Annotated in this window: 12 protein-coding genes and 1 pseudogene; all 13 read right to left on the bottom strand. The window is 71.9% G+C overall.

Features of this window, described 5'->3' with window-relative positions; genetic code table 11:
• Entirely contained in the window at positions 1-6,330 is a 6,330-nt protein-coding gene (locus A5750_RS19450; protein ID WP_066953092.1) for a type I polyketide synthase, read from the bottom strand.
• A gap of 7 nt (positions 6,331-6,337) precedes the next feature.
• The gene (locus tag A5750_RS19445) at positions 6,338-12,703 is read right to left on the bottom strand and encodes a type I polyketide synthase (RefSeq protein ID WP_067265044.1); all 6,366 of its coding nucleotides are present in this window, start codon (positions 12,701-12,703) and stop codon (positions 6,338-6,340) included.
• 51 nt (positions 12,704-12,754) lie between these two features.
• Positions 12,755-13,816 carry a type III polyketide synthase gene (locus A5750_RS19440; RefSeq protein WP_067265039.1) on the bottom strand — a complete coding sequence of 354 codons (1,062 nt, stop codon included), beginning with the start codon at positions 13,814-13,816 and terminating at the stop codon, positions 12,755-12,757.
• 108 nt (positions 13,817-13,924) lie between these two features.
• Positions 13,925-15,343 (bottom strand): argininosuccinate lyase, encoded by a 1,419-nt coding sequence (argH, locus tag A5750_RS19435; protein WP_066953098.1) that lies wholly within the window; start codon positions 15,341-15,343, stop codon positions 13,925-13,927.
• A complete protein-coding gene (locus A5750_RS19430; RefSeq protein ID WP_066953100.1) occupies positions 15,340-16,548 on the bottom strand; it encodes an argininosuccinate synthase in 1,209 nt (402 codons plus the stop codon). The genes argH and A5750_RS19430 overlap by 4 nt, the downstream gene beginning before the upstream one ends.
• A gap of 16 nt (positions 16,549-16,564) precedes the next feature.
• Positions 16,565-17,059, bottom strand: a complete 495-nt coding sequence (locus tag A5750_RS19425; protein ID WP_066953103.1) for an arginine repressor — start codon at positions 17,057-17,059, stop codon at positions 16,565-16,567.
• Entirely contained in the window at positions 17,056-17,982 is a 927-nt protein-coding gene (gene argF / locus A5750_RS19420; RefSeq protein WP_066953105.1) for an ornithine carbamoyltransferase, read from the bottom strand. Before argF ends, A5750_RS19425 begins: the two co-directional genes overlap by 4 nt.
• On the bottom strand, positions 17,979-19,172 hold the full coding sequence (locus A5750_RS19415; protein WP_066953107.1) for an acetylornithine transaminase: 1,194 nt from the start codon (positions 19,170-19,172) through the stop codon (positions 17,979-17,981). Before A5750_RS19415 ends, argF begins: the two co-directional genes overlap by 4 nt.
• Positions 19,169-20,056 (bottom strand): acetylglutamate kinase, encoded by an 888-nt coding sequence (gene argB / locus A5750_RS19410; RefSeq protein WP_066953109.1) that lies wholly within the window; start codon positions 20,054-20,056, stop codon positions 19,169-19,171. The genes A5750_RS19415 and argB overlap by 4 nt, the downstream gene beginning before the upstream one ends.
• Positions 20,053-21,303 (bottom strand): bifunctional glutamate N-acetyltransferase/amino-acid acetyltransferase ArgJ, encoded by a 1,251-nt coding sequence (argJ, locus tag A5750_RS19405; protein WP_067265036.1) that lies wholly within the window; start codon positions 21,301-21,303, stop codon positions 20,053-20,055. Before argJ ends, argB begins: the two co-directional genes overlap by 4 nt.
• Positions 21,258-22,317 (bottom strand): annotated as a pseudogene (argC, locus tag A5750_RS19400) (N-acetyl-gamma-glutamyl-phosphate reductase). The gene argJ and the pseudogene argC overlap by 46 nt, the downstream one beginning before the upstream one ends.
• A gap of 40 nt (positions 22,318-22,357) precedes the next feature.
• Entirely contained in the window at positions 22,358-24,853 is a 2,496-nt protein-coding gene (gene pheT / locus A5750_RS19395; protein WP_066953115.1) for a phenylalanine--tRNA ligase subunit beta, read from the bottom strand.
• Positions 24,853-25,896 carry a phenylalanine--tRNA ligase subunit alpha gene (gene pheS / locus A5750_RS19390; RefSeq protein ID WP_066953117.1) on the bottom strand — a complete coding sequence of 348 codons (1,044 nt, stop codon included), beginning with the start codon at positions 25,894-25,896 and terminating at the stop codon, positions 24,853-24,855. Before pheS ends, pheT begins: the two co-directional genes overlap by 1 nt.
• Between the last annotated feature and the right edge of the window lie 98 nt (positions 25,897-25,994).

The raw sequence follows: 25,994 nt of genomic DNA, 5'->3' as shown, positions 1-25,994 counted from the left end.
CTAGGGGCCCATCTCTTCGTCGAGGATGGCGAATAGCTGGCTTTCGGTGGCGGTGGCGATGTCGTCGTCGAACGGGTCGTCGGGGTGCTGCGGGTAGGGGACTTCCGCCGGGCCGGTGAGGGTGTTCAGCAGGCTCTCCAGCCGGCTGGCGAGCTGCGCCTTGTCGCCGGGGCTCCAGTCGGACCGGCCGAGCAGTGTCTGCAATTCGCGGGCCACGTCGTTGAAACGGGCCATGCGGTCGGGCGGCTCGCCGCTTGCCCCGGTGGTCAGCTGGCCGTCGAGGTGCTCGGCCAGGGCCGCCGGGGTGGGGTAATCGAAGATGAGCGTGGGCGAAAGGGTAAGTCCGGTCGCGATTTTGAGCCGGTTGCGCAGCTCCACCGCGGTCAGCGAGTCGAAGCCGAGGTCTTGAAAGGCCTGCTCGCCGCTGACGTCCGCGGTGCTGTGGCCCAACACCGTGGCGGCGTTGGCGCAGACGAGCTCCACCAGCTCGCGCCGCCGCTGGTCGGGGGCCAGGCCTTCGAGCCGCGCCCGCAGGCCCGTCAGCGACACCATGTCGGTGGGGTCGAGGACCCGCCGCGCCCGCCGGGTGGCCAGCTGGCTCAACAGCGGCGGCAGCGCGGCGCCGGCGTGCGCCAGCGCGGCGGTATCGAGGCGGGTGGCCACGACGACGGGCGGCTCGGCCAGCAGCGCGGCGTCGAGCAGGTCGAGCGCCTGGCGCGTGGACAGCGGGACCAGCCCGGCGCGGCTCATCCGCGCCTTGTCGCGGTCGCCGAGGTTGCGGGTCATGGCCGACTCCTGTTCCCACATCCCCCAGGCGATCGACAGGCCGGGCAGCCGGTGGGCGTGGCGGTACGCCGCCAGGGCGTCGAGGAAGCTGTTGGCGGCCGCGTAGTTGCCCTGACCCGGGGCGCCCACGATCCCCGCCATCGACGAAAACATCACGAACGCCGACAGATCCAACTCCCGGGTCAGCTCGTGCAGGTGCCACGCCCCGTCGACCTTGGACCGCAGCACCGTGTCGATGCGCTGCGGCGTCAGCGACGCGATCACCGCGTCGTCGAGCACCCCGGCGGCATGGAACACGCCGCGCAGCGGGAAACGCGCCGGTATCTGTGCCAGCAGGCGCGCCACGGCGTCGCGGTCGCCGACATCGCAGCCGATCACCGACACCTCGGCCCCCGCCTCGCGCAGCTCGGCGACCAGCCCGGACAGCCCTTCGGTTCGCTCACCGCCGCGGCTGACCAACATGACGTGCGGCACGCGATAGCGTTCGACCAGGTGACGGGCCACCGCCGAGCCGGCCATGCCGGTCCCTCCGGTGATCAATGCGGTGCCGCCGGCCAGCCCGTCGGGGCCGTCGGGCATCGTGAGCACGACCTTGCCGATGTGGCGGGCCTGGCTGACGAACCGATAGGCGTCGGCGGCGCAACGCACATCGAAGGCCTTGACGGGCAATGGCTTCAGAGCCCCGGCCGCGAACAACCGCAGCAATTCCGCGGACATCTCCGCGATGCGGTCCGGGCCCGCCTCCATCAGATCGAACGCGCGGTAGGTTTGCGCGATCGCGCCCGAGTCGCGCAGGTCGGTCTTGCCCATCTCGATGAAGCGCCCGCCGCGACTCAACAACCGCAACGAGGCGTCGGTGAACTCACCGGCCAGCGAGTTGAGCACGACGTCCATACCGGCGCCGCCCGTTGCGGCGGAGAACTTTTCCTCGAAGTCCAGCGTTCGCGAGTCCGCGATGTGGTCGTCGTCAAAGCCCATGGCGCGCAGGGTGTCCCACTTGCCGCGGCTGGCCGTCGCGAAGACCTCCGCGCCCCAATGCCGGGCCAGCTGCACCGCCGCCATGCCCACCCCGCCCGTGGCGGCGTGCACCAGTACCCGCTCGCCCGCCCGCAGGCCGCCGAGGTCCGACAGCCCGTAAAACGCCGTCAGGAACACCACCGGCACGCCGGCCGCCTCGGCGAACGACCAGCCCGGCGGCACCCGGGTCACCAGCCGCCGATCGACGGCCGCCTCCGACCCCGTCAGACCCAGGATGCCCATCACCGCGTCACCGACGGCCAAATCGGTGACACCGGGGCCGATCTCGGTCACCAGTCCGGCGCCCTCGGCGCCCAGCTGCGCGAGACCCGGATACATGCCCAGGGCCACCAGCACGTCGCGGAAGTTCACCCCGGCCGCGGCCACCGCCACCCGCACCTGGCCGGCGGCCAGTTGCGCCGGCGGCCCGGATACCACCGCCAGGTCCTCCAGCGTCCCGGCGTCACCGGCGGCAAGCCGCCAGACCGACGGCGCTTCGGGCAACCGCAACACCGGGTGCGCCTTGATCGGCTTCAGCCGGGCACCGTAGGCGACGCCCTCCCGCACGATCAATTGCGTTTCACCGCAGCCGATTACGGATCCCAGTTCGACGGACCCATCGGAGTCGACCAGCACCGCCCGGCCGGGATGCTCGGCCTGCGCCGACCGCACCAGCCCCCACACCGCCGCACCGGCCAGGTCCGACACGTCCTCACCGGGCAGCGCGACCGCCCCGCGGGTCAGCACCACCAACGGTCCGGACCCGTCGCCCCGGGACTGCAACACGCCCAACGCCTCATGCGTGGCGGCGTGGACCGAGCCGACCACGCCCGGGCCGTTCGCGGGCGGCTGCCAAACCTCGGGGGCCGCGTCGCTGCCGTTGTCCGACAACGGAACCGGTGACCACACCGCCTCCAGCAGTTCGCCGCCACCGGCGCGCGCCGCGGCGGCCGCCGACAGCTGCGCGGCCGAGACAGGACGCGTCACCAGCTCGCGGACCGACAGCACGGGCAAACCCGACGAGTCGGCCACCTCGACCGACACGGCGCCCTTGCCCACCGGCGCCAGCCGCACCCGGACCCGCGACGCCCCGGCCGCGTGCAGACACACCCCTTGCCAGGAGAACGGCAGGACGGTCTCGGCCCGCTCGTCGGCGACCCCCAATGCGTGCAGGGCCGCGTCCAGCACCACCGGATGAATCCCGAAGCCGCCCACCGTCACACCGGCGTGCTGCGGGGCCTCGACCTCGGCGTAGGTCTCTTCGCCGCGGCGCCACACCTTCCGCAGGCCGCGGAAGGCCGGGCCGTACCCGTAGCCGCGCGCCGCCAAATCGTCGTAGGCGCCGGACACGTCGACGGCCGTGGCACCGACCGGCGGCCACACCGACAGATCGGCGTCCGGCTTGGGCGAGGCTTGGCTCAACACACCCTGGGCATGCAGCGTCCACTCCGGGCCGGCCTGCGAGTACACCGCGGCCGCCCGGGATCCGACCTCGCCGGCGGTGTCCACCACCACCTGCACGCGCACCGAGCCGCTGCTCGGCAGCGGCAACGGGGCCGACAGCGTCAGCTCCTCGATCACCGGGCAGCCGACCTCGTCGCCGGCCCGCAGCATCAGCTCCACGAACCCCGCGCCCGGGAACAACACCGTCCCGGTCACGGCGTGATCGGCCAGCCACGGCTGAGCCGCCGTCGACAGCCGGCCCGTGAGCACCACGCCGCCCGAATCGGGCCGCTCGACCACCGCCCCCAACAGCGCATGCTCGGCGGCGACCAAACCCAGGCTCGCGGTATCCCGGGCGCCCACCGAATCGGCGGACAGCCAAAACCTGCGCCGCTGAAAGGCGTACGTCGGCAAACCGACCCGGTGCGCGTCCAGGCCATCGAACACCGCGGTCCAGTCCACGTCGGCGCCGGAGGCGAACAGCCGCCCGGCCGCCAGCAGCAGCGACGCGACTTCGGGGCGGTCCTTGGCCATCGACACCGCCGAAACGGCCGGCTCGGCCGCCAGGCACTGTTCCACCGCGGCCGTCAACGCCGCGCCAGGCCCCACCTCCACAAACGCACCGGCGCCCAGCGATTCGGCCGACCGCACCCCGTCGACGAACCGCACCGCCCGGCGCACATGCTCGACCCAGTAGTCGGCGGACCCGTATCCGGGTCCGGCCAATTGCCCGGTCACGTTGGAAATCAAGTCGATTCGCGGCGCACCGGGCGACACCCCGGCCAGCAACGCGGAGAACTCCTCGATCATGGGCTCGATCAGCGGCGAGTGGAACGCGTGCGAGACCGCCAGTCGCCGCACCCGCCTCCCGCAGTCGGCCAGCCGATCGGCCGCGGCCGTCACGGCGGCCCGCTCGCCCGACAGCACGACCGCGTCGGGACCGTTGACCGCCGCGACGCTCACGTTGTCGTTCAGCAACGGTGCGACCTCGGCCTCGGTGGCCGTCACCGCCACCATGACCCCGCCCGCCGGCAGCGCCGCCATCAACCGTCCGCGGGCCGCAACCACCCGCGCGGCGTCTGCCAGCGACAGCACCCCGGCCACGCAGGCCGCGGCGATCTCCCCCACCGAATGGCCGATCACCACATCGGGGGTCACCCCCCAGGACTGCCACAGTGCCGCCAGGGCGACCTCGAGCACGAACAACGCCGGCTGGGCAAATTCCGTGCTCTCCAACAACTCCGGGTCGGTGCCCCACATCACGTCGCGCAGCGGCAGCCGCGCATGGGCATCCACCGCAGCCACGGCCTCGTCGAAGGCCTCGGCGAACACCGGAAAGCGCCGATACAGTTCCCGTCCCATCCCGAGCCGCTGCGACCCCTGACCGGGAAACACGAACGCGCGCTTGCCGACCGGGCGGCTGCGCCCGATCACCACGCCGGGGCCCGGTTCCCCGGACGCCACCCCGGCCAGCCCGGCCGTCAGGGTGTCGCGATCGCTGCCCACCAGCACCGCGCGGTGCTCCAGGGCCGCCCGCGTGGTGGCCAGCGACCAGCCCACGTCCACGGCACGCAGGTCCGGCTCGGCCTCGACGTGGGCCAGCAACCGCCCCGCCTGGGCGGCCAACGCGTCGGCCGACCGGGCCGACACCAGCCACGGGATCACCGCATCCTGGCGATCGCCATGCGGCGCAACATGTTCCGGCTCCGCCGGCGGCTGCTCGACGATCACGTGGGCATTGGTCCCGCTGATCCCGAACGACGACACCCCCGCGCGGCGATGCCCGTCCCGCGCCGGCCACGGCTGGGGTTCGGTCAACACCGACACCGCACCCGCCGACCAATCCACGTGCGGCGACGGCACATCCACGTGCAGCGTCTGGGGCATCACCCCGTGCCGCATCGCCTGCACCATCTTGATCACCCCGGCCACTCCGGCCGCGGCCGACGTGTGACCGATGTTGGATTTGATCGATCCCAGCCATAGCGGCCGGTCCGCGGGCCGGTCCTGCCCATAGGTCGCCAGCAGGGCCTGGGCCTCGATGGGGTCGCCCAAAACCGTTCCCGTGCCGTGGCCTTCGACCACGTCGACGTCCGCCGCGGTCAACCCGGCGTTGGCCAGTGCGGCGCGGATCACCCGCTGCTGCGACGGCCCGTTGGGCGCGGTCAGTCCGTTCGAGGCGCCGTCCTGGTTCACCGCCGAACCGCGCAGCACCGCGACCACCGGATGGCCCAGCCGCCGCGCGTCGGCCAGCCGCTCGAGCACCAGGACCCCCGCGCCCTCCGACCACGACGTCCCGTCCGCGGCGCCGGCGTACACCTTGCACCGGCCGTCCGGGGCCAGTGCCCGCTGCCGGCTGAACTCGACGAACGCGGCGGGCGTCGCCATCACCGTCACACCACCGGCCAGCGCCAGGTCGCACTCCCCGGAACGCAACGACTGCGCCGCCAAATGCATGGCCACCAACGACGACGAACACGCCGTATCCACCGACACCGCGGGGCCTTCCAGGCCCAACACGTAGGACACCCGGCCCGAGGCGACGCTCAGGGTGGAGCCGGTCAGTCCGTAACCCTCCAGCTCGCCCTTCACCTCGCCGCCGTAGCCGGCGTGGATGACACCGGCGAACACTCCAGTCGCCGAGCCGCGCAGCCCCAGCGGGTCAATACCGGCCCGCTCCAACGCTTCCCACGAGATCTCCAGCATCAGCCGCTGCTGGGGATCCATCGCCAGGGCCTCGCTGGGCCCGACCCCGAAGAATCCGGCATCGAAGTCCGCCGCGTCGCGCAGGAAGCTGCCTTGGCGGGTGTACATCTTGCCGGCCGCGTCCGGGTCCGGGTCGTACAGTCCCTCGACATCCCACCCGCGGTCCGCCGGGAAGTCCGACACCGCGTCGCGCCCCTCGTTCACCATTTCCCACATTGCCTCCGGCGAATCGACCCCACCCGCGTAGCGGCACGCCATGCCCACCACCGCGATCGGTTCGGACAGCCGGCCTTCCAGCTCCGAGACGCGTCGCCGCGCCCGCCTGAGATCCGCCGTCAGGCGCTTCAGGTAATCGACGTGCTGCGTGGTATCCGGCATCGTGGTCTCAGTTGCCGAGTTCTTCGTCGAGGATGGCAAAGAGTTCGCTTTCGGTGGCGGCATCGAGGTCGGCGTCGAGGCCCTCGGGGGCGGGGTGGTCGGCGGGCCCCAGGGCCGCGAGGAGGCTGTGCAGGCGGGCACGCAGCGCCGATTTGTCGCCTGCGGCCCAGTCGGGCTGGCTGAGTAGCGCCTGCAATTCCCGGGTGATGTCGGTGAAGCGGGCCATCAGGTCCGGCTGGTCGCTCGCCCCCGCGCCGGCCAGCTGGGTGCCCAGGTGCGCGGCCAGCGCCGCCGGCGTCGGGTAGTCGAAGATCAGCGTGGGCGAAAGCGTCAGTCCGGTGGCCGTTTTCAGCCGGTTGCGCAGTTCGACGGCGGTGAGCGAATCGAAGCCCAGGTCACCGAATGCGCGCCCGGGGTTGATGTCGGCGGGGTTGGGCAAGCCCAGCACGGTCGCCGCGTTGCCGCAGACGAGGTCGATCAGCTCGCGCTGGCGCGCGTCGGGGGTCAGGCCGTGCAGGCGCGCGGTGAGACCCGTCATCAGGGCGGTCGCATCGGCGTCGTCGATGACGCGCCGGGTGGTGCGGGCGGCCAGCTCGCTCAGCAGCGGGGGCAGCGCGGCGGCGTTGTCGGACAAGGCAACCCGATCCACCCGGGCGGCCATCAGCACCGGCGCGTCGACCAGCATGGCGGCGTCGAACGACTCCAGCGCCTGCTCGGTGGACAGTGGTGCGATGCCGAGCCTGCTCATCCGGGCCTTGTCGCGCTCGCCGAGGTGTGCCGTCATCGCCGAGGCCTGCTCCCACAGGCCCCACGCCAGCGACAGGCCCGAAAGCCCGTGCGATCGCCGATACGCGACCAGCCCGTCGAGGAAACTGTTGGCCGCCGCGTAATTGGCCTGGCCCGGGGTGCCGACGATGCCGGCCATCGACGAAAACACCACGAACGCTGACAGATCCAGCTCCCGAGTCAGCTCGTGCAGGTGCCAGGCCCCGTCCACCTTCGCCCGCAGCACCGCGTCCACCCGGTCCGGGGTCAGTGACAAGACCAGCCCGTCGTCGAGGATGCCGGCAGCGTGCACCACACCGCGCAGCGGATACTGCGCCGGTATCTGCGCCAGCATCGCCGCGACCGCGTCGCGGTCGGAGACGTCGCACGCCACCACCGACACCCGGGCGCCGGCCTCCTGCAGGCCATCCACCAGCTCTGCCACCCCGGCGGCCTCAGCGCCGGCGCGGCTGGCCAGGACTACATGGGCGACGCGATAGCGGTGGACGAGGTGATGGGCGAGAGCCGAGCCGGCCATCCCGGTGCCACCGGTGATCACGACGCTGCCCCCGGCCAGCCCGCCACACCCGCTCAGCACCGCGCCGGGCCCCGACGGAATGGTCAGCGCGACCTTGCCGACGTGGCGGGCCTGGCTGACGAACCGATACGCCGCCGAGGCGCATCGCACATCAAAGGTCTTGAGCGGCAACGGCGTCAAGGCGCCATCCCGCAGCAGCCCGACGATCTGCGTCAGCATCGCCGCGGTGCGGTCGGCGCCGGCCTCCAACAAGTCGAAGGCGCAATACCGCGCGCCCCGATATCGCTCGGCGATGACGTCCGGATCGCGGACGTCGGTCTTGCCCATCTCGATGAACCGCCCACCGGGGGCCAGCAGCCGCAGCGACGCGTCGGTGAACTCACCGGCCAGGGAGTTGAGCACCACGTCGACCCCGGCGCCGCCGGTGGCCGACGAAAACTTCTCCTCGAAATCCAGCGTCCGCGAATCGCCGATGTGGTCCTCGTCGAATCCCATCGCGCGCAGGGTGTCCCACTTGCCGCGGCTCGCGGTGGCGAAGACTTCGGCGCCCCAGTGCCGCGCCAGCTGGACCGCGGCCATGCCCACGCCCCCGGTGGCGGCGTGCACGAGCACCCGCTCGCCGGCGCGCAGCCCGGCCAATACCGACAACCCGTAGAGCGCGGTGAGGAACACCACCGGCACTCCCGCGGCCGTGACCAGCGACCAGCCCTCGGGTACCCGCGTGACCAACCGCTGATCCACCACCGCCTCGGAACCGACCACCCTCAGCAGCCCCATCACCGCATCGCCGACCGTCAGCCCCGTCACGCCGGGGCCGACCTCGACGACCACGCCTGCGCCCTCGGCCCCCAACCGTCCGCCGCCGGGATACATGCCCAAGGCCACCAACACATCCCGGAAGTTCACCCCGACCGCGGCCACCGCCACGCGGACCTGCCCGGCCTCCAGTTCCACCCGTGGGCACGGGCTGACCACCAGGTCCTCCAGCGTGCCCCCGCCGCCGGCGTCGAGGCGCCAGCCGCCCGACGGCAGCCGAAGCACCGCTCCCCGCCGCGCCGGCCGCATCCGGGCGGCGTAGGCCACACCCGCGCGGATCGCCAATTGCGGTTCGCCGCAGCCGATCACCGCGCGGGTGTCCAACGATCCGTCGGAGTCGATGAGCACCACCCGGCCCGGATGCTCGGCCTGGGCCGACCGCACCAGCCCCCACACCGCCGCACCGGCCAGGTCCGCGACGTCCTCACCGGCGAGCGCGACCGCCCCGTGGGTCTGCACCGCCAGCGTCCCGGACCCCTCGTCCCGCAACCACGATTGCAGCTCGCCCAACGCCTCGGTGGTGGCCGCGTGCACCGACCGCACCATATCGCCGCCGTGGGTGCCCGACTCCCACAGCGTGGCGTCGTGATCGATGTCGTTGCCGGTCAACGCTATCGGTGACCACGCCACCTCGAACAACCCCTCGGCGGGCGCGGTCGCGAGCGACAGCTGCTCGGCCGAGACGGGGCGCATCGCCAACGAGCGCACCGACAACACCGGCCGCCCGGCGCCGTCGGCCAATTCCACCGACACCGCTCCGGCGCCGGTGGGCGCCAGCCGGACCCGCGCCCGCGATGCGCCCGACGCGTGCAACGACACCCCTTGCCAGGAGAACGGCAACACGGTCTGGCCCTGCCCGGCGGCGACACCGAGCGCGTGCAGCGCGGAGTCCAACAACACCGGGTGGATGCCGAAGCCACCGTCTTGCGCGCCTGCGTCGTCCGGCAGCGCGACGTCGGCGAAGATCTCGTCGCCCCGACGCCACGCCGCCCGCAGCCCGCGGAAGGCCCGGCCATACTCGTAGCCCCGCTCCGCGAGCCGCGCGTACGCGTCGGCCACGTCCAGCGGCGTCGCCCCCACCGGCGGCCACATCGACAGATCCCCGGCCGGTGGCACCGCCGCGGGGCGCACCAGGCCCTGGGCGTGCAGCACCCAGTCCGACTGGGCGCCGGCCGAATACACCGACAGCTCGCGCTGCCCCGATTCGGCGGCGGCGCCGACAACCACCTGCACCTGCACGCCGTCCGCCGCCGGCAACACCAGCGGGGCCGACAACGTCAGCTCCTCGAGCGCCGCACAACCGACCTCGTCGGCGGCGCGGATGGCCAGTTCCACGAATCCCGCACCGGGGAACAACACCGTGCCGCCCACCGCGTGGTCGGCCAGCCACGGCTGCGCGGCCGTCGACAGCCGGCCCGTCAGGACCACCCCACCGGAATCGGGCCGCTGCACCACCGCGCCCAGCAGGGCGTGCCGCGCGCCGGCCAGCCCCAGGGTGGCCACGTCGCCCGAACCCGTCGATCCCCCCGGTAGCCAAAATCGCTGCCGCACAAACCCGTACGTCGGCAAGTCCACGCGCCGTCCGCCGAGACCGGCAATGTCGGCCCGCCAGTCCACCGGCACTCCGGCCACGTGGGCCTGGCCCGCAGAGAGCCAAAACCGTTGCAGCGAACCGTCGTCGCGGCCCAGTGACGGGACCACGAACGCGTCGCTGCCGCAATCGGCCACCGTCTCCTCGACGGCGGCGAGCAGCACGGGGTGTGGGCTGCATTCGACGAACACGCCATACCCGGCGTCGCACGCATTGCGCACCGCCCGTTCGAACTGGACCGGTTGCCGGATGCTCCGGTACCAGTAGTCCGCGTCCAGGCCCGCGGTGTCCAGCGGGTCACCGGTCACGGTGGAGAACAGGGTGACCGGGGACGACCGCGGCGCGATGCCGGCCAGCGCCCCGGCCAACTCCGCGCGGATCGCGTCGACGTGCCGGGAGTGGGAGGCGTAGTCGACGTCGATCCTGCGGGCGCGCACGCCGCCGGCCTCGCAGTGCCGCATCAACTCGTCGAGCGCGTCCACCTCGCCGGACACCACCACCGCGGAAACACCGTTGACGGCAGCGACATTCAGCCGATCGCCCCACTCGGCGATCAATTCCTCGGCGCGGGCCAGGCCGCAGGCCAGCGACACCATGCCGCCCGCACCCGACAACCCCACCAGGAGCCGGCTCCGCAGCGCCACCACCCGGGCTGCGTCCTCCAGCGAAAGCGCACCCGCCACGTAGGCCGCCGCGATCTCGCCCTGCGAATGACCGATCACCGCGTCGGGGACCACACCCACCGAGCGCCACAGCTCGGCCAGCGACACCATCACCGCCCACAGCGCCGGCTGCACCACGTCCACCCGGTCCAACCCGGGCGCACCCGGCGCCCCGCGGAGAACGTCGACCAACGACCACTCAACGTGTTCGGCGAGCGCCTTCTCGCAGCGCTGCAGGTGTTCGGCGAAAACCGGTGAACTGTCCAGCAATTCGGCTCCCATGCCGAGCCATTGCGAGCCCTGCCCGGGAAACACGAACACCGCCTTGCCCACCGGCTGCGCCCGGCCCACCACCGCGCCCGCGCCCGGTGCGCCGGCGGCCACCGCGGCCAGCTCCGCCAGCAGGCGCTCGCGGTCCGCGCCCACCAGCACGGCCCGGTGCTCGAACAACGACCGCGTCGAAACCAGCGACCACGCCACATCGACCGTCCGCAGATCCGGGTCGCCGCTCACCCGCGCCAGGAGCCGGGCCGCCTGGTTGGCCAGGGCGTCGGCCGACCGGGCCGACAGCACCCACGGCGCCGGCGCGTCATCACCCGCGGGTGCGGGGGACTCCAGCGGCGGCTGCTCCACGATGACGTGGGCGTTGGTGCCGCTGATCCCGAACGACGACACCCCCGCGCGGCGCGGCCGGTCCTGCGCCGGCCACTCCCGCGCCTCGGTCAGCAGCGACACCGCCCCCGCCGACCAATCCACATGCGGCGTGGGCACATCCACGTGCAACGTCTTGGGCATCACGCCGTGTCGGATCGCCTGCACCATCTTGATCACGCCGCCCGCGCCCGCGGCCGCCGAGGTGTGGCCCATGTTGGACTTGATCGACCCCAGCCACAGCGGCCGGTCCGCCGGCCGGTCCTGCCCATACGTCGCCAGAACCGCTTGCGCCTCAATCGGATCCCCGAGGGTGGTGCCCGTGCCGTGCCCCTCCACCAGATCCACATCGGCCGTGCGCAGCCGCGCATCGGCCAGCGCGGCGCGGATCACCCGCTGCTGCGACGGCCCGTTGGGCGTCGCCAGCCCGTTCGAGGCGCCGTCCTGATTGACCGCCGACCCGCGCAGCAGCGCCAGCACCGGATGCCCCGAACGACGCGCGTCGGAAAGCCTTTCCAGCACCAGCACGCCGACGCCTTCGGAGAAACCCGTCCCGTCGGCGGCGCCCGCGTAGGCCTTGCACCGCCCGTCGGGGGCCAGCGCCCGCTGCCGGCTGAACTCGATGAACATCGCCGGCGTCGCCATCACCGTCACGCCGCCGGCCAGCGCCAGGTCACATTCGCCGGCGCGCAGCGACCGGGCCGCCAGATGCATGGCCACCAACGACGACGAACAGGCCGTGTCGACCGAAACGGCCGGACCTTCCAAACCCAGCGCGTAGGCCACCCGGCCCGAGGCCACGCTCAGCGTCGACCCGCGTAGGCCGTAGCGCTCCAGGTGTCCCGGCACCCGCCCCTGGCCGCCGTACGAGCCGTGGAAGATGCCGGCGAACACGCCCGTCGCCGAGCCCCGCAGGTCGGCGGGGTCAATCCCGGCCCGCTCCAACGCCTCCCAGGACACCTCCAACAACAAGCGTTGCTGAGGGTCCATCGCCAGCGCCTCGCTGGGCGCGATGCCGAAGAACGCGGCGTCGAAGTCGGCCACGTCGGCCAGAAAGCCGCCGCACCGGGCGTAGGACTTCCCCACCGTGTCGGGGTCGGGATCGAACAGGCCCGACAGGTTCCAGCCGCGGTCCGCGGGGAAATCGGAGACCACATCGCGGCCCTCGACAACCATCTGCCACAGGGCCTCCGGGGAATCCACACCCCCGGGATACCGGCAACCCATCCCGACCACCGCCACGGGTTCGGTTGCCGCGGCAAGGTATTCGCGGGCCTCGCGCTTCAGCCGCTCGTTTTCCTTCAGCGATGCGCGGAGTGCCCGGACGAGGTCCTCGGGGTTGCTGCTCACGGGACACGGCCTAAGCGAGAAAACACGGGGTACAAGAGGCGATGCCTTAGCTCAGTGCCAGCGCAACAACACGAGTTCGGAACAGAATCCCGGACCCATCGCGATCATCAAGCCGGGGCTCCCGCTGGGTGGCGGCTTGGCCCGGGTGTCCCGCAACACGTGCAGCACCGACGCCGACGAGAGATTGCCGATCTCACCCAGCGAACGCCACGTCAGTTCCAGGGCGTCCGGCGGCAGGCTCAGGCTCGCGTTGATCGCGTCGATGATCTTCGGACCGCCGGGATGGCTCACCCAGGCCCCGATGTCGGTCGTCGTCAGCCCGTGCGCACCGAGGAACCCCGTGACGTCCCGCTCGATGTGCTCCTCGACCACCTGCGCCAGGTCCTTGGCCAGCACGAGCTCGAACCCGGCGGCGCCGACGTCGTAGCCCATGGTCCGCAGGGAATCGGGATAGAGCGTGCTGCGCGAGTCGAGGATGGCGGGCCCGGCGGCGCCCACCTGTTCGGCGCGCCGCTCGCCGACGGCGACCACGGCGCCGGCCCCGTCGGCGAACAGCGCGCTGCCGACCATGCCCTGCAGCGTCGGCTTGTAGCCGGGATAGGTGAGCGAGCAGAGCTCGACCGAGATGAGGGCCGCGGCGGCGTCGGGCGCCCCCCGCAGGTAGTCGTTCAGCCGGGCCACGCCCGCGGCCCCGGCCACACAGCCCAGGCCGAACAGCGGCACCCGGCGCACGTCCTCGCGCAGCCCCAGGCGCCCGGCGATCCGGGCGTCCAGGGAGGGTACGGCGAGGCCGGTGACCGTCGTGGTGATCAGCACGTCCAGGTCCTGCGGCCGCAGGCCGGCCTCGTCGAGCGCGCCCGAGAGGGCCTCGCAGCCCAGGTTCACCGCGTTTTCGATGAAGATCCGGTTGGCCAGGCCGAAGTCGGTCAGGCTGGGATATCGCTCCAGCGGCAATACCAGGTGCCGGCTGTTGACCTTCGCGCTGGCGTGCAACTGCCGGACGATGTCCTCGTAGCCCTCGAACTCCGGGACGCTGACGAAGAAGTCGGTGAGCTCGCGCTGGGAGTAGCGATACGGCGGCAGAGCGCCGGAGACGCCCGCGACGACGCTCAATGGACCCACCCCTTGACAACGAAGATCAGGGCCGAAATGTTCACCCGGATCACTTCCTGCGGGCAGTTTAGTCGGCATGCCACCGCCCGGCACAGAAACCAAAGTCCTTCATTCCCTGCCGCCGAGCCGCGCTTTGAGCTCCTCGGACTCGGCCAGGACGGCTTCGAGCTGCTCGGCGACCCGAACCGGCGCGGTGCCGCCCCGCCGGTCGCGCGACGACACCGAGCCCTCGATCGTCAATACCTCACGGACCTGCGGTGTCAGCTCGGGGCTGATCGCGGCCAGCTCGTCGTCGGTCAGCTCGTCGAGCCCGACGGAGCGGCCCTCGGCGGCGCGCACGGCGGCCCCGGCGGCCTCGTGCGCGGCCCGGAACGGCACGCCCCGCCGCACCAGCCATTCGGCGATGTCGGTGGCCAGCGTGTAGCCCGCCGGGGCCAGGGCCGCCATCCGCTCGACGTCGAACGACAGGCTGGCCACCAGGCCGGCCATCGCCGGCAGCACCAGCTCCAGCTGGGCGACCGAGTCGAACACCGGCTCCTTGTCCTCCTGCAGGTCGCGGTTGTAGGCCAGCGGCTGGGCCTTCAGGGTCGCCAGCAGCCCGGCCAGGTTGCCGATCAGCCGCCCGGACTTGCCGCGGGCCAGCTCGGCGATGTCCGGGTTCTTCTTCTGCGGCATGATCGAGCTGCCGGTGGACCAGGAATCGTGCAACCTGACGTAGCCGAACTCCGTCGAACTCCACAGGATGATGTCCTCGGCCAGCCGCGAGGTGTCCACGGCGATCATCGCGAAGATGAACGCGGCCTCGGCGGCGAAATCCCGGGCGGCGGTCGCATCGATGGAATTGTCGGCGGCCGCCGCGAAACCCAGCTTGGCGGCGATGGCGTCCGGGTCCAGTCCCAGCGACGAGCCGGCCAGCGCCCCCGAGCCGTACGGGGACACCGCGGCGCGCCGGTCGAAGTCGACGATGCGGTCGACGTCGCGCAGCAGCGGGTGCGCGTGCGCGAGCAGGTGGTGGGCCAGCAGGACCGGCTGCGCGGACTGCAGGTGCGTCTTGCCCGGCATGATCGCGCTCGGGTGCTCGGCGGCCTGGCCCGCCAGCGCGGCCACGAGCTCCAGCGCCCCGGCCGCGACCCGGCGCACCGCGTCGCGCAGCCACATCCGGAACAGGGTGGCCACCTGGTCGTTACGCGAGCGCCCGGCCCGCAGCCGGCCGCCCAGGTCGGGGCCGACGCGATCGATCAGCCCGCGCTCCAGCGCGGCGTGCACATCCTCATCGGTCACCAGCGGTGTGAAGCTGCCGTCGGCCACGTCCTCGGCGAGGCTGTCCAGGCCGGCCAGCAGCCCGTCGCGCTGCTCCTCGGTGAGCAGGCCCGCGTGAAAGAGAATCACGGTGTGGGCCCGCGAGGCGACGATGTCGTAGGGGGCCAGCACCCAGTCGAAGTGCGTGGACTTACTCAGGGCGGCCAACGCGTCCGACGGGCCGTCGGCGAACCGCCCACCCCACAACGACCCCTCGCGCGTGCTCACGCTTCGTCGGCTGCCAGGTCCCGGCGGGACGCGATCTTGGACGACAACCCGTGCACGTAGACGAAGCCCTTCGCGGCCGACTGGTCGAAGCTGTCGCCCTCGTCGTAGGTGGCCAGGTTGAAGTCGTAGAGCGACTGCGCGCTGCGCCGGCCGTTGACGGCGATGTGGCCGCCGTGCAACACCATTCGCACTTCGCCCGAGACGTGCTCCTGGGTCTTGGCGACGAACGCTTCCAGCGCGGTTTTCAGCGGCGAGTACCAGAGCCCGTCGTAGACCAGCTCGGCCCAGCGTTGGTCGGTGTGGCGCTTGAAGCGGCCCAGTTCGCGCTCGAGCGTGACGTGTTCGAGCTCGGTGTGCGCGGTGATCAGCACCATGGCGCCGGGCGCCTCGTAGATCTCGCGGCTCTTGATGCCCACCAGCCGGTCCTCGACCACGTCCAGGCGCCCCACCCCCTGACTGCCGGCGCGCCGGTTGAGCTCCTCGATGGCGGCCAGCACCGACACTCGTTTGCCGTCGATGGACACCGGGACCCCGCGCTCGAACCCGACGATCACCTCGTCGGGGGTGTTCCAGTTGATGGTGGGATCTTCGGTGTAGGCGTAGATGTCCTTGGTGGGCGCGTTCCAAAGGTGTTCCAGGAAGCCGGTTTCCACCGCGCGACCCCACACGTTCTGGTCGATGGAGAACGGCGAGCGTTTGGTGACGTTGATCGGGATGGCGTTCTCCTCGGCGAACGCGATCGCCTTCTCCCGTGTCCATGCGTAGTCGCGGACGGGCGCCAGCACCTCCAAATCCGGTGCCAGCGAAGCGAATCCGACTTCGAAACGGACCTGGTCGTTGCCCTTGCCGGTGCACCCGTGCGCGACGATGCTGCCGCCGTGCTCGCGCGCGGCAGCCACCAGGTGCTTGGCGATCAGCGGCCGGCTGATGGCCGACACCAGCGGGTAGCGGTCCATGTACAGCGCGTTGTTCATGATGGTGGGCAGGCAGAATCCCTCGGCGAACTCGTCGCGGGCGTCGACGACGACGGCCTCCACCGCACCGCAGTCCAGGGCCCGCTGGCGGACGACCTCCATGTCCTCGCCGCCCTGGCCGAGGTCAATCGCCACCGCCACCACCTCGCGGCCGGTCTCCTTGCCGATCCAGCTGATCGCGACCGAGGTGTCCAGACCGCCGGAATACGCCAGAATGACGCGATCTGACATGAACCAATCTCCTTTTTTAGGTGAGCTCTTCCAGGGTGCGGGCCAGCTCGGCGCCGGTCATCGGCTCTCGAGCGGCCACGAAGACCGTGTCGTCGCCGGCGATGGTGCCGACGACGTACGGTAACGCCGCGCGGTCGATCGCGCTGGCCAAATAGTTGGCGCCGCCGGGCGGGGTGCGCAGCACCGCGAGATTGGCGCTGGCGTCGGCGGAGACCAGGAGTTCACTCAGCAACCGGGACAGCCGAGCGGTGCCGCCGGAGACGCCGCGCACCGGGCTGCCGTCCTCGGGAACGATGTAGACGCCCACGCCGCCGTCGGCGCCGCGCAGCTTCACCGCGCCCAGCTCCTCGAGGTCGCGTGACAGCGTGGCCTGGGTGACCTCGATGCCCTCGTCGGCCAGCCGGGCCGCCAGTTCGCTCTGGCTGCTGATCGACGCCGACGACAGGATCGCCACGATGCGGTCCTGCCGGCCGGCCCGGGTGGTCTCGGGGGTGGTCTTGCTACGGGTCATGAGCGCCGCTCCAGCAGCCACACCAGCAGCGCCTTCTGGGCGTGCAGCCGGTTCTCGGCCTCGTCCCACACCACGCTGGCCGGCCCGTCCATCACCTCGTCGGTGATCTCGGCACCGCGGTGCGCCGGAAGGCAGTGCAGCACAATGGCTTCCGGGTCGGCCAGGCCCAGCAGCCGCTGGTTGACCTGGAAGGGCCGGAACGGGGTTAGGCGGTCCAGGCCGTCGTCTTCCTGCCCCATCGACGTCCACGTGTCGGTCACCAGGACGTCGGCACCGGCCGCGGCCGCGTCGGCGTCCGTGGTGAGGGTGACCGAGCCGCCGGTGGTTTCGGCGCGCTCGCGCGCGGCCGCCGTGAACGAGGGGGCGGGGGCGAAGCCGTCCGGCGCGGCGATGGTGACGTGCATACCGGCGGTCACGCCGCCGAGCAGGAGCGAGTGGGCCATGTTGTTGGCGCCGTCGCCGAAGTAGGACATCCGCAGTCCGGCAAGCGATCCCTTGCGTTCGGCGATGGTCTGCAGGTCGGCGAGCACCTGGCAGGGGTGGAACTCGTCGGAGAGCGCGTTGATCACCGGCACGGTGGCCGCCTCGGCCATGGCCTCGAGCCGGTCCTGCTCGAACGTCCGCCACACGATGGCCTCGACGTAACGGGACAGCACCCGCGCGGTGTCGCCCAGCGTCTCGTCGCGGCCCAGCTGCGTGCTGCGGGCGTCGACGACGACGGCGTGCCCGCCGAGCTGGGCGATGCCCACCTCGAAGGAGAACCGGGTGCGGGTGGAGTTCTTGTCGAAGAGCACCGCGACGCCGCGGGGCCCCTCCAGTGGCCGGCAGCTGAACGGGTCCTCCTTCAGGTCGGCGGCCAGCTGCAGCACCTCGGCCTGCTCCTGGGGCGACAGGTCGTCGTCGCGCAGAAAGTGCCGGATCATTCAGCGAGCCTGTCCAGGATGCCCGGCAGCGCAGCGACGAAACTGTCGAGCTGGGCTTCGGTGACGATCAGCGGTGGTGCCAGCCGGATGACGTCGGGTGCGGCGGCGTTGACCAGGAAACCGGCTGCCCGCGCGGCATTTTCGGCTTCCTTGGCGCGTGGCGCGGTCAGCACCATGCCTTGCAGCAGGCCACGTCCGCGCACGTGGTCGATCATCGGGTGGTTCAGGGATTCGATGCCGTGGCGCACCGACTTGCCCAGCACGTCGGCGTGCCGGACCAGGTCCTCGTCGGCGATCACCCGCAGCACCGCCCGCGCCGCCGCCGCGCAGATCGGGTTGCCGCCGAATGTGCTGCCATGCAGGCCGGGCGCCATCAGGTCCGCGGCCCGCCCGGCGGCCAGGCACGCGCCGATGGGCAGCCCGCCGCCCAGCCCCTTGGCCATGGTCACGACGTCCGGGGTGATGCCGTCGTGCTGATGAGCGAAAAACGCTCCGGTGCGGCCCATCCCGGTCTGCACCTCGTCCAGGACCAGCAGCGCGCCGTGCCGCGCGGTGATCTCGCGCGCGGCGGTCAGATAGCCCTCGGGCGGGACGACGACGCCGCCCTCCCCCATGATCGGTTCGAGGAACACCGCGGCGGTGGCGTCGTCGACCGCGGCCGCCAGCGCCTCCGCGTCGCCGTAGGGCACGTGCGTGACGTAACCCGGCAGCGGCTCGAACGGCGCCCGCTTGCTCGGCTGACCGGTCAGCGCCAGCGCGCCCATGGTGCGGCCGTGGAAACCGCCCTGCGCGGCAACGAGTTTGGTGCGTCCGGTCAGCCGCGACAGCTTGAACGCCACCTCGTTGGCCTCGGTTCCCGAGTTGCAGAAGAACACCCGCGTCGGCGCGCCGGTCTTGTCGGAGCCCAGCAGCGCCGCCAGCTCCTCGGCCAGCGCGATGCCCGGTTCGCTCGCATACAGGTTGGAGGTGTGACCCAGCGTCGCCATCTGCCGCGTGACGGCCTCGATGACCGCGGGATGGCGATGGCCGAGGACGTTGACCGCGATGCCGCCGAGCAGGTCCAGGTATGTGTTGCCGTCCACGTCGGTGACCACGACGCCGTCCCCGCTGGCCAGCGCCAGCGGCGGGGTGCCGTAGTTGTTCATCATCACGGCTTCCCAGCGCTGCTTTATCGCTTCGGATTCACTCATTGGCTCACCACCTTGGTGCCGGTGCCCGCATCGGTGAAAAGCTCCACCAGCACGCAGTGTTCGACCCTGCCGTCGATCACGTGCGCGCTCGGCACGCCCGCTGTCACGGCCCGCAGGCACGCTTCGACCTTGGGAATCATGCCCGCCTCCAGCGTGGGTAGCAGTTGCGCGAGTGTGGCGGTGTCGATTTCGCTGACCAGCGATTCGCGGTCCGGCCAGCTGGTGTAGAGACCCTCGACATCGGTGAGCATCAACAGCTTTTCGGCCCGCAGGGCCTCGGCGAGTGCAGCCGCGGCGGTGTCGGCGTTGATGTTGTGCACCACACCCCCGGCGTCCGGGGCAAGGGTCGACACCACCGGAATACGGCCCGCCGCAATGAGATCCAGCACGGCGGCGGTGTTGACCCGCTCGACGTCCCCGACCAGGCCGATGTCGGTCGCCACGCCGTCCACGGTGACGCTGCGCCGCACGGCCGTGAACAGTTGCGCATCCTCGCCGGTGATGCCGACGGCGTAGGGGCCATGCGCGTTGATCAGGTTGACCAGTTCGCGGCCCACCTGGCCGAACAGCACCATCCGCGCCACGTCGAGCACTTCGGGTGTGGTGACCCGGAACCCGCCCTTGAAGTCGCCCGCGATGCCGAGGCGCCGCAGCATGGCGGTGATCTGCGGGCCGCCGCCGTGCACGACGACGGGGTGGACGCCGCAGTTGCGCAGGAAGGCCATGTCGGCGGCGAAGGCGTGCCGCAACGTGTCGTCGGTCATGGCGTTGCCGCCGTACTTGATGACGACGATCTTGCCGTACAGCTGCTTGAGCCAGGGCAGCGCTTCGGCCAGCACCTGCGCTTTGACCGCGGTCGGCAGCTGTTGCGTGTTGATGGTCATGAGCTGTATGCCGAGTTCTCTTCGACGTAGGCGTGCGACAGGTCGGTGGTGCGCACGGCCGCGGAGCCGTCACCCACGCCCAGGTCGACGGTGATGTCGATGTCCGCGCCGGACAGGTCCACCTCGCGCGCGCCCGGCGCCCCGACCCCGTCGACGCACACGGCAAAGCCGTTGAACGACACCCGGATCCGATCCGGATCGAGCGTGACCGGCGCCATGCCGACGGCGGCCAGCACGCGGCCCCAGTTCGGGTCGGACCCGAACACCGCGGTCTTGACCAGGCTGTCGCGGGCGATCACCCGGGCGGCGGTCAGCGCCTCATCCTCGGAGGAGGCCCCGGTGATGGTGACGGTGACGCGCTTGGTGACCCCCTCGGCGTCGGCCTGCAGCTGCGCGCACAGGTCGTCGCACACCCGCAGCACGGCGTCGTCGAGATCGGCCTGCGCGGGGGCGATCCCGCTCGCCCCGGAGGCCAGCAATAGCACCGTGTCGTTGGTCGAACAGCTGCCGTCGATGTCGAGCCGGTCGAAGGTGCGCGCGGCGGCGCGGCGCAGCGCGCGGTCGAGCGCGGCCGGTTCGGCGGCCGCGTCGGTGGTGAGCACGCAGAGCATGGTGGCCAGCGACGGCGCCAGCATCCCCGCACCCTTGGCCATCCCGCCGACCGTCCAGTTGCCCGGGTGGTGCAGCGCAACCTGTTTCGGCACCGTGTCGGTCGTCATGATCGCGCGGGCGGCCTCGTCGCCCCCGCTGAGCCCGCCGGCCATGTCCTGCACGATGGTCCGCACCCCAGCGAACACCTTGTCCATCGGCAGCCGGTCGCCGATCAGCCCGGTGGAGCAGACCGCGACCTCAACGGCGCCGGTCTCGGTGCCCCAGTCGGACAACGCGGCCGCGACCGCCTCGGCGGTGGCGTGGGCGTCCTGGAAGCCGCCCGGGCCGGTGCAGGCGTTGGCACCGCCGGAGTTGAGAATCACCGCGCGCAGCGCCCCGGTGGTCAGCACCTGCTGGGTCCACAGCACCGGCGCGGCCTTGACCTTGTTGCGGGTGAACACGCCGGCCGCCGCGTAGTCGGGCCCCTCGCTGAAAACCAGGGCCAGGTCGCGGTTGCCCGACGCCTTGATGCCGGCGGCGATACCGGCGGCCCGGAACCCGGCCGGCGCGGTGACGCCCTGTTCGCGCACCAGGCGCGCCTCGATGCGGGTCACGGTGCGACCCCGACCACCGAAAGGCCTTGCGTCTCCGGCCATCCCAGCGCCAGATTCATCGACTGCACCGCCGCGCCGCCCGTGCCCTTGACCAGGTTGTCGATGGCGGCGATTGCCACGAACGTCCCCGCGGCCTCGTCTACCGCCACGGCCAGGTGCGCCGCGTTGCTGCCGATCACCGATCCGGTGCGGGGCAGCTGGCCCTCGGGCAGAAGGTGAATGAAAGGTTCAGCGTCGTAAGCCTTTTCGTAGGCGGCCCGCAACTGCGACAGCGGGGTACGGGTACGCGCGGTGCAGGTGGCCAGGATGCCGCGCGAGGTCGGGATCAGCACCGGGGTGAACGACACCGTGACGTCGCGGTCGGTGACGGCGCGCAGGCCTTGGGCGATCTCGGGGGTGTGCCGGTGGGCACCCGCGATGTTGTAGGCCCGCGCGGATCCGATGACCTCGGAGCCGAGCAGATCGGTCTTGGCGGCGCGGCCGGCCCCGGAGGTGCCGCTGACGGCGACCACCGTGACCGCGGGCTCGATCAGGTCCTCGGCCATCGCGGGCAGCAACGCCAGCAGCGCCGCGGTCGGGTAGCAACCCGGGACGGCGATGCGGCGCGCCCCGCACAACCGCTCCCGCGCGCCGGGCAGTTCGGGCAGCCCGTACGGCCAGCTGCCGGCGTGCGGGGAGCCGTAGAACCGTTCCCAGGCGCCGGCGTCGGTGAGCCGGAAGTCGGCGCCGCAGTCGATGATCAGGGTGTCGGGACCGAGTTGATCGGCCAGCGCCGCCGAATGCCCGTGCGGCAGAGCCAGGAACACCACGTCGTGGCCGGCCAGCACGGTGAGTTCGGTGGGCTCGACCACCCGCTGGGCCAACGGCGTCAGGTGCGGATGGTGCTCGCCGAGCGTGCTGCCGGCGCTGGTCGCGGCGGTCAGCGAACCGATGGCGAGGCGCCCGTCGGCGTAGGCCGGATGCCCGAGCAACAGCCGCAGGATCTCACCGCCCGCATAACCGCTGGCCCCGGCGATCGCCACCCTCAATACGTCGGCCATTCAGCCGATTCTGCATGGTTATGCATTGCTTTGCAAATCCATTCCAACGCGGGTCGCTAGCCGCGCAGTTCGGCGCCGACGGCCTCGGCGGCGCGTCGCACCGCGGCATCGCGGGCCGCGCTGGCGTCGTCCTCGGTCAGCGTGCGGTCCGGGGCACGGAAACGCAGGGCGAAGGTCAGCGATTTGCGGTCATCCCCGAGCTGCGGGCCGGTGAAGACGTCGAAAAGTTGCAGGTCTTCCAGCAGCTCGCCGGCGCCGTCCCGGACGGCGTCGGCCACGGCCTGGGCGGGCACGTGCGCGGGCACCACCAGGCTGAGGTCCTGGAAGACGGCCGGGAACGGCGACACCCTGGGCGCCGGCAGCGCCTGGACGATGGGGATCGCGTCGAGGTTCAGTTCGACGGCGCAGGTGCCCTTCGGCAGGTTGGACCGCTCGATCACGGCAGGGTGCAGTTGCCCGGCGTGACCGACGACGGTCTCCCCGACGAGCACCTCGGCGCACCGGCCCGGGTGCCAGGGCAGGCACTGGGCCGCCCGCAGGCTCACCTCGACGCCGCTGGCGCGGGCGATGATGCGCGCCGCGTCGAACGCGTCGGCGGCTTCCGCCCGGCGGCCGGGCCCCCAGGGGCCGCGGCGTTCGCGCAGGCCCGCCAGCACCACCGCGACATGCTGCGGCTGTCGGGGCAGCGAGGCGTCCAGCAGGGCGATCTCATGGTCGGTCGGCCGGCGGTGCACGGGAATGGGCTGCACGCCGCGGGTCTGCTCGGTCGGTTGCACCACCTGCGCCAGGGCATACAGCCCGACGTCCACCAGCCCGCGGGATACGTTGCGCACCAACGCTTCCAGCAGCGCGGGCAGCAGCGTGGTGGCCAGGTGCGGACGGTCGGCCTCCAGCGGGTTGAGCACCTGCGTGGTGGCGCGTCGCGGGTCGTCCTCCGGCAGGCCCCACAGGTCGAACACGCCGGCGGGCAGGAACGGCGTCGGCAGGATCTCGACGTATCCCGATTCCGCGAGCGATCTGCCGATGGCGCGGCGACGCTTCTGCCCCGCGGTGAGGCCCGGGCCCGCCGGGGCCGCGGGCAGCACCGACGGGATGGCCTCCAGCCCCTCCAGCCGCAGCACCTCCTCGACGAGGTCGGCGGGCTGCAACAGGTCGGGTCGCCAGCTCGGCGGCGTCACCGTCAAGGCCCCGCCGGCCCCACCTTCCGGGGCCACGTGACACCCGATCTGCGTCAGGCGTCGCGCGGTCGCGCCGGGCGGGTAGGCCACGCCGGCGACGCGGTCGGGCAGGTCGGCGGGGATCCGGATCGGGGGGAGCGACCAGTCGTCGGTCGGGGGGTCGCCCCGCCAATCGGTCAGCTTCTCCGCCACCGCTCCCCCGGCGATCTCGACGAGCAGCGCCGCGCAGCGGTCCAGTGCGGCCACCGAGATGGCCGGGTCCACCCCGCGCTCGTAGCGCCGGGCGGCCTCGCTGGGCAGGTGCAACCGGCGCTGGGTCCGCGATACCGCCGCCGGGTCCCACACGGCGGCCTCCAGCAGTACGTCGGTGGAGTCGGCGCGCACCTCGGTGCTCGCCGCGCCCATCACGCCGCCGATCGCCGCGGTCGCCCGGTCGTCGACGATCAGGACGTCGGCCGGATCGAGCCGGCGCTCGACGTCGTCCAGGGTGATTACCGTCTCGCCGGGCCGGGCGAACCGTACGACCAGGCCTCCGGAGATGCGGTCGCAGTCATGCGCGTGCATGGGGTGACCGAGTTCGAGCATCACGTAGTTGGTGACGTCCACCGCCGGCGACGTCGCGCGGATACCGGCCAGCAGCAGCCGCCGTTGCAACCACCACGGCGACACCGCCGCGGGGTCGATGCCGGTGACGGGCCGCAGGGCGAACCGGCGCACGCCGGTCTCGGCGTCCACCGTGAGCGCCCACGCCTCCCCTTCGGCCGGCAACGGCTTGACGTCGGCCGGGTCGACGAAGTTCAGGTCGTAGGCGCAGGCGATCTCGCGGGCCAGCCCGCGCACCGACATGCCGTAGCCCCGGTCGGGGGTGATCGCCAGGTGAAAGACCACATCGTCCAATCCCAGCACCGCGGCGCCGTCGGCGCCCGGTTCGGCCGTGCCGGCCGGCAGCACCAGGATCCCGGAATGGTCGGCACCCAAACCGAGTTCGGCCGCCGAGCAGATCATGCCGTCCGAGTCGCGGCCATAGGTCTTGCGCGCCGTGATGGCGAACCCGCCCGGCAGCGTGGTGCCGGGCAACGCCACGACCACCAGATCACCGACAACGAAATTCGTTGCCCCGCAGACGATGTCGCGCTCCACGCCGTCGCCGACCGCTACCCGGCAGGCACGGATCGGCTTCTTGAAGCCGGTGAGCTCCTCGATGCTGGTCACCCGCCCCACGGTCAGCGGTCCGTCGACCGGGCCGAGGGTGACGACCTCCTCGACCTCGTGGCCGATGCGCACCAGCGTCTGCTCGAGATCGCCGGGGGCGACGTCCCAGCCCGGCGAGCCCGCCGCTACCACTTCCCGCAGCCAGCTGTAGGGGATGCGCATCAGGCACCCACCCCGAACGGCAGCGAGAACCGGACATCGCCCTCGACCATGTCGCGCATGTCGGGTATGCCGTTGCGGAACTGCAGGGTGCGTTCCAGGCCCATGCCGAACGCGAACCCGGAGTAGACGTCCGGGTCGATCCCCGCGGCCCGCAACACGTTTGGGTGCACCATGCCGCAGCCGCCCCACTCCACCCAGCCGGCGCCGCCCTTCTTGCCGACGAACCACACGTCGACCTCGGCGGAGGGCTCGGTGAACGGGAAGAAGTGCGGGCGGATCCGGGTGCGCGCCTCCGGGCCGAACTCGGCCCGGGCGAACGCGTCGAGGGTGCCCCGCAGATGCGCCATGGACAGACCGCGGTCCACCGCCAGCCCCTCGACCTGGTGGAAGACCGGAGTGTGGGTGGCGTCGAGCTCGTCGGTGCGGAAGGTGCGGCCGATCGAGATGATGTAGACGGGCAGCTCGTGGGCCAGCAGGGTGCGCACCTGCACCGGCGACGTGTGGGTGCGCAGCAGCTGCCGGGAGTCGTCCGGCGCGATGTAGAAGGTGTCCTGCTCGCTGCGCGCCGGGTGGTCCGCGGGGAAATTGAGGGCGTCGAAGTTGAACTGCTCGGTCTCGACTTCCGGCCCCTCCGCCAGCTCCCACCCCATCGCGACGAAGGTGTCGGCGATGTGGTCGGCGAGCTGGGTGATCGGGTGCCGGGCGCCGATCGGCTGCCGGCTCGACGGCAGCGTGACGTCGATGCCCTCGGCGGCCAGCACCGCCGCGTCGCGTTCGGCGCGCAGTGCCGCCAGGCGATCGTCGTAGCTGCGCTGCACTTCGGTTCGCGCGGAATTGACCCGCTTGCCGGCGTCGGCCCGCTCGTCCTTGGGGACGCTGCCCAGCGCCTGGCGGGCCAGCGCCAGCGGTGAGCGGTCACCGAGGTGCTCGGTCTTCACGCGCGCCAGCGCGTCCAGATCGCCGGCGCGCGCGATCGCCTCCCGGGCGGCGCCGACCGCCGCGGCCAAGGCGTCCGGTGACAGGTCGACGGGCTGAGCACCCACGCGGCGACACTCTCCTTGCTGATGAGGGGCTGGGAAAGAAGCTTGCCCAGCGGCAAGTGCCGATCATAGTGATGCGGTGCGTGCACCCCGGCGGGCGC

It is taken from the genome of Mycobacterium sp. 852002-51613_SCH5001154 (genome assembly GCF_001667425.1).
Taxonomy (GTDB): Bacteria; Actinomycetota; Actinomycetes; order Mycobacteriales; family Mycobacteriaceae; genus Mycobacterium.
The sequence above is the reverse complement of the archived record's forward strand: the minus strand, read 5'-3'. Positions and strand labels throughout refer to the sequence as shown.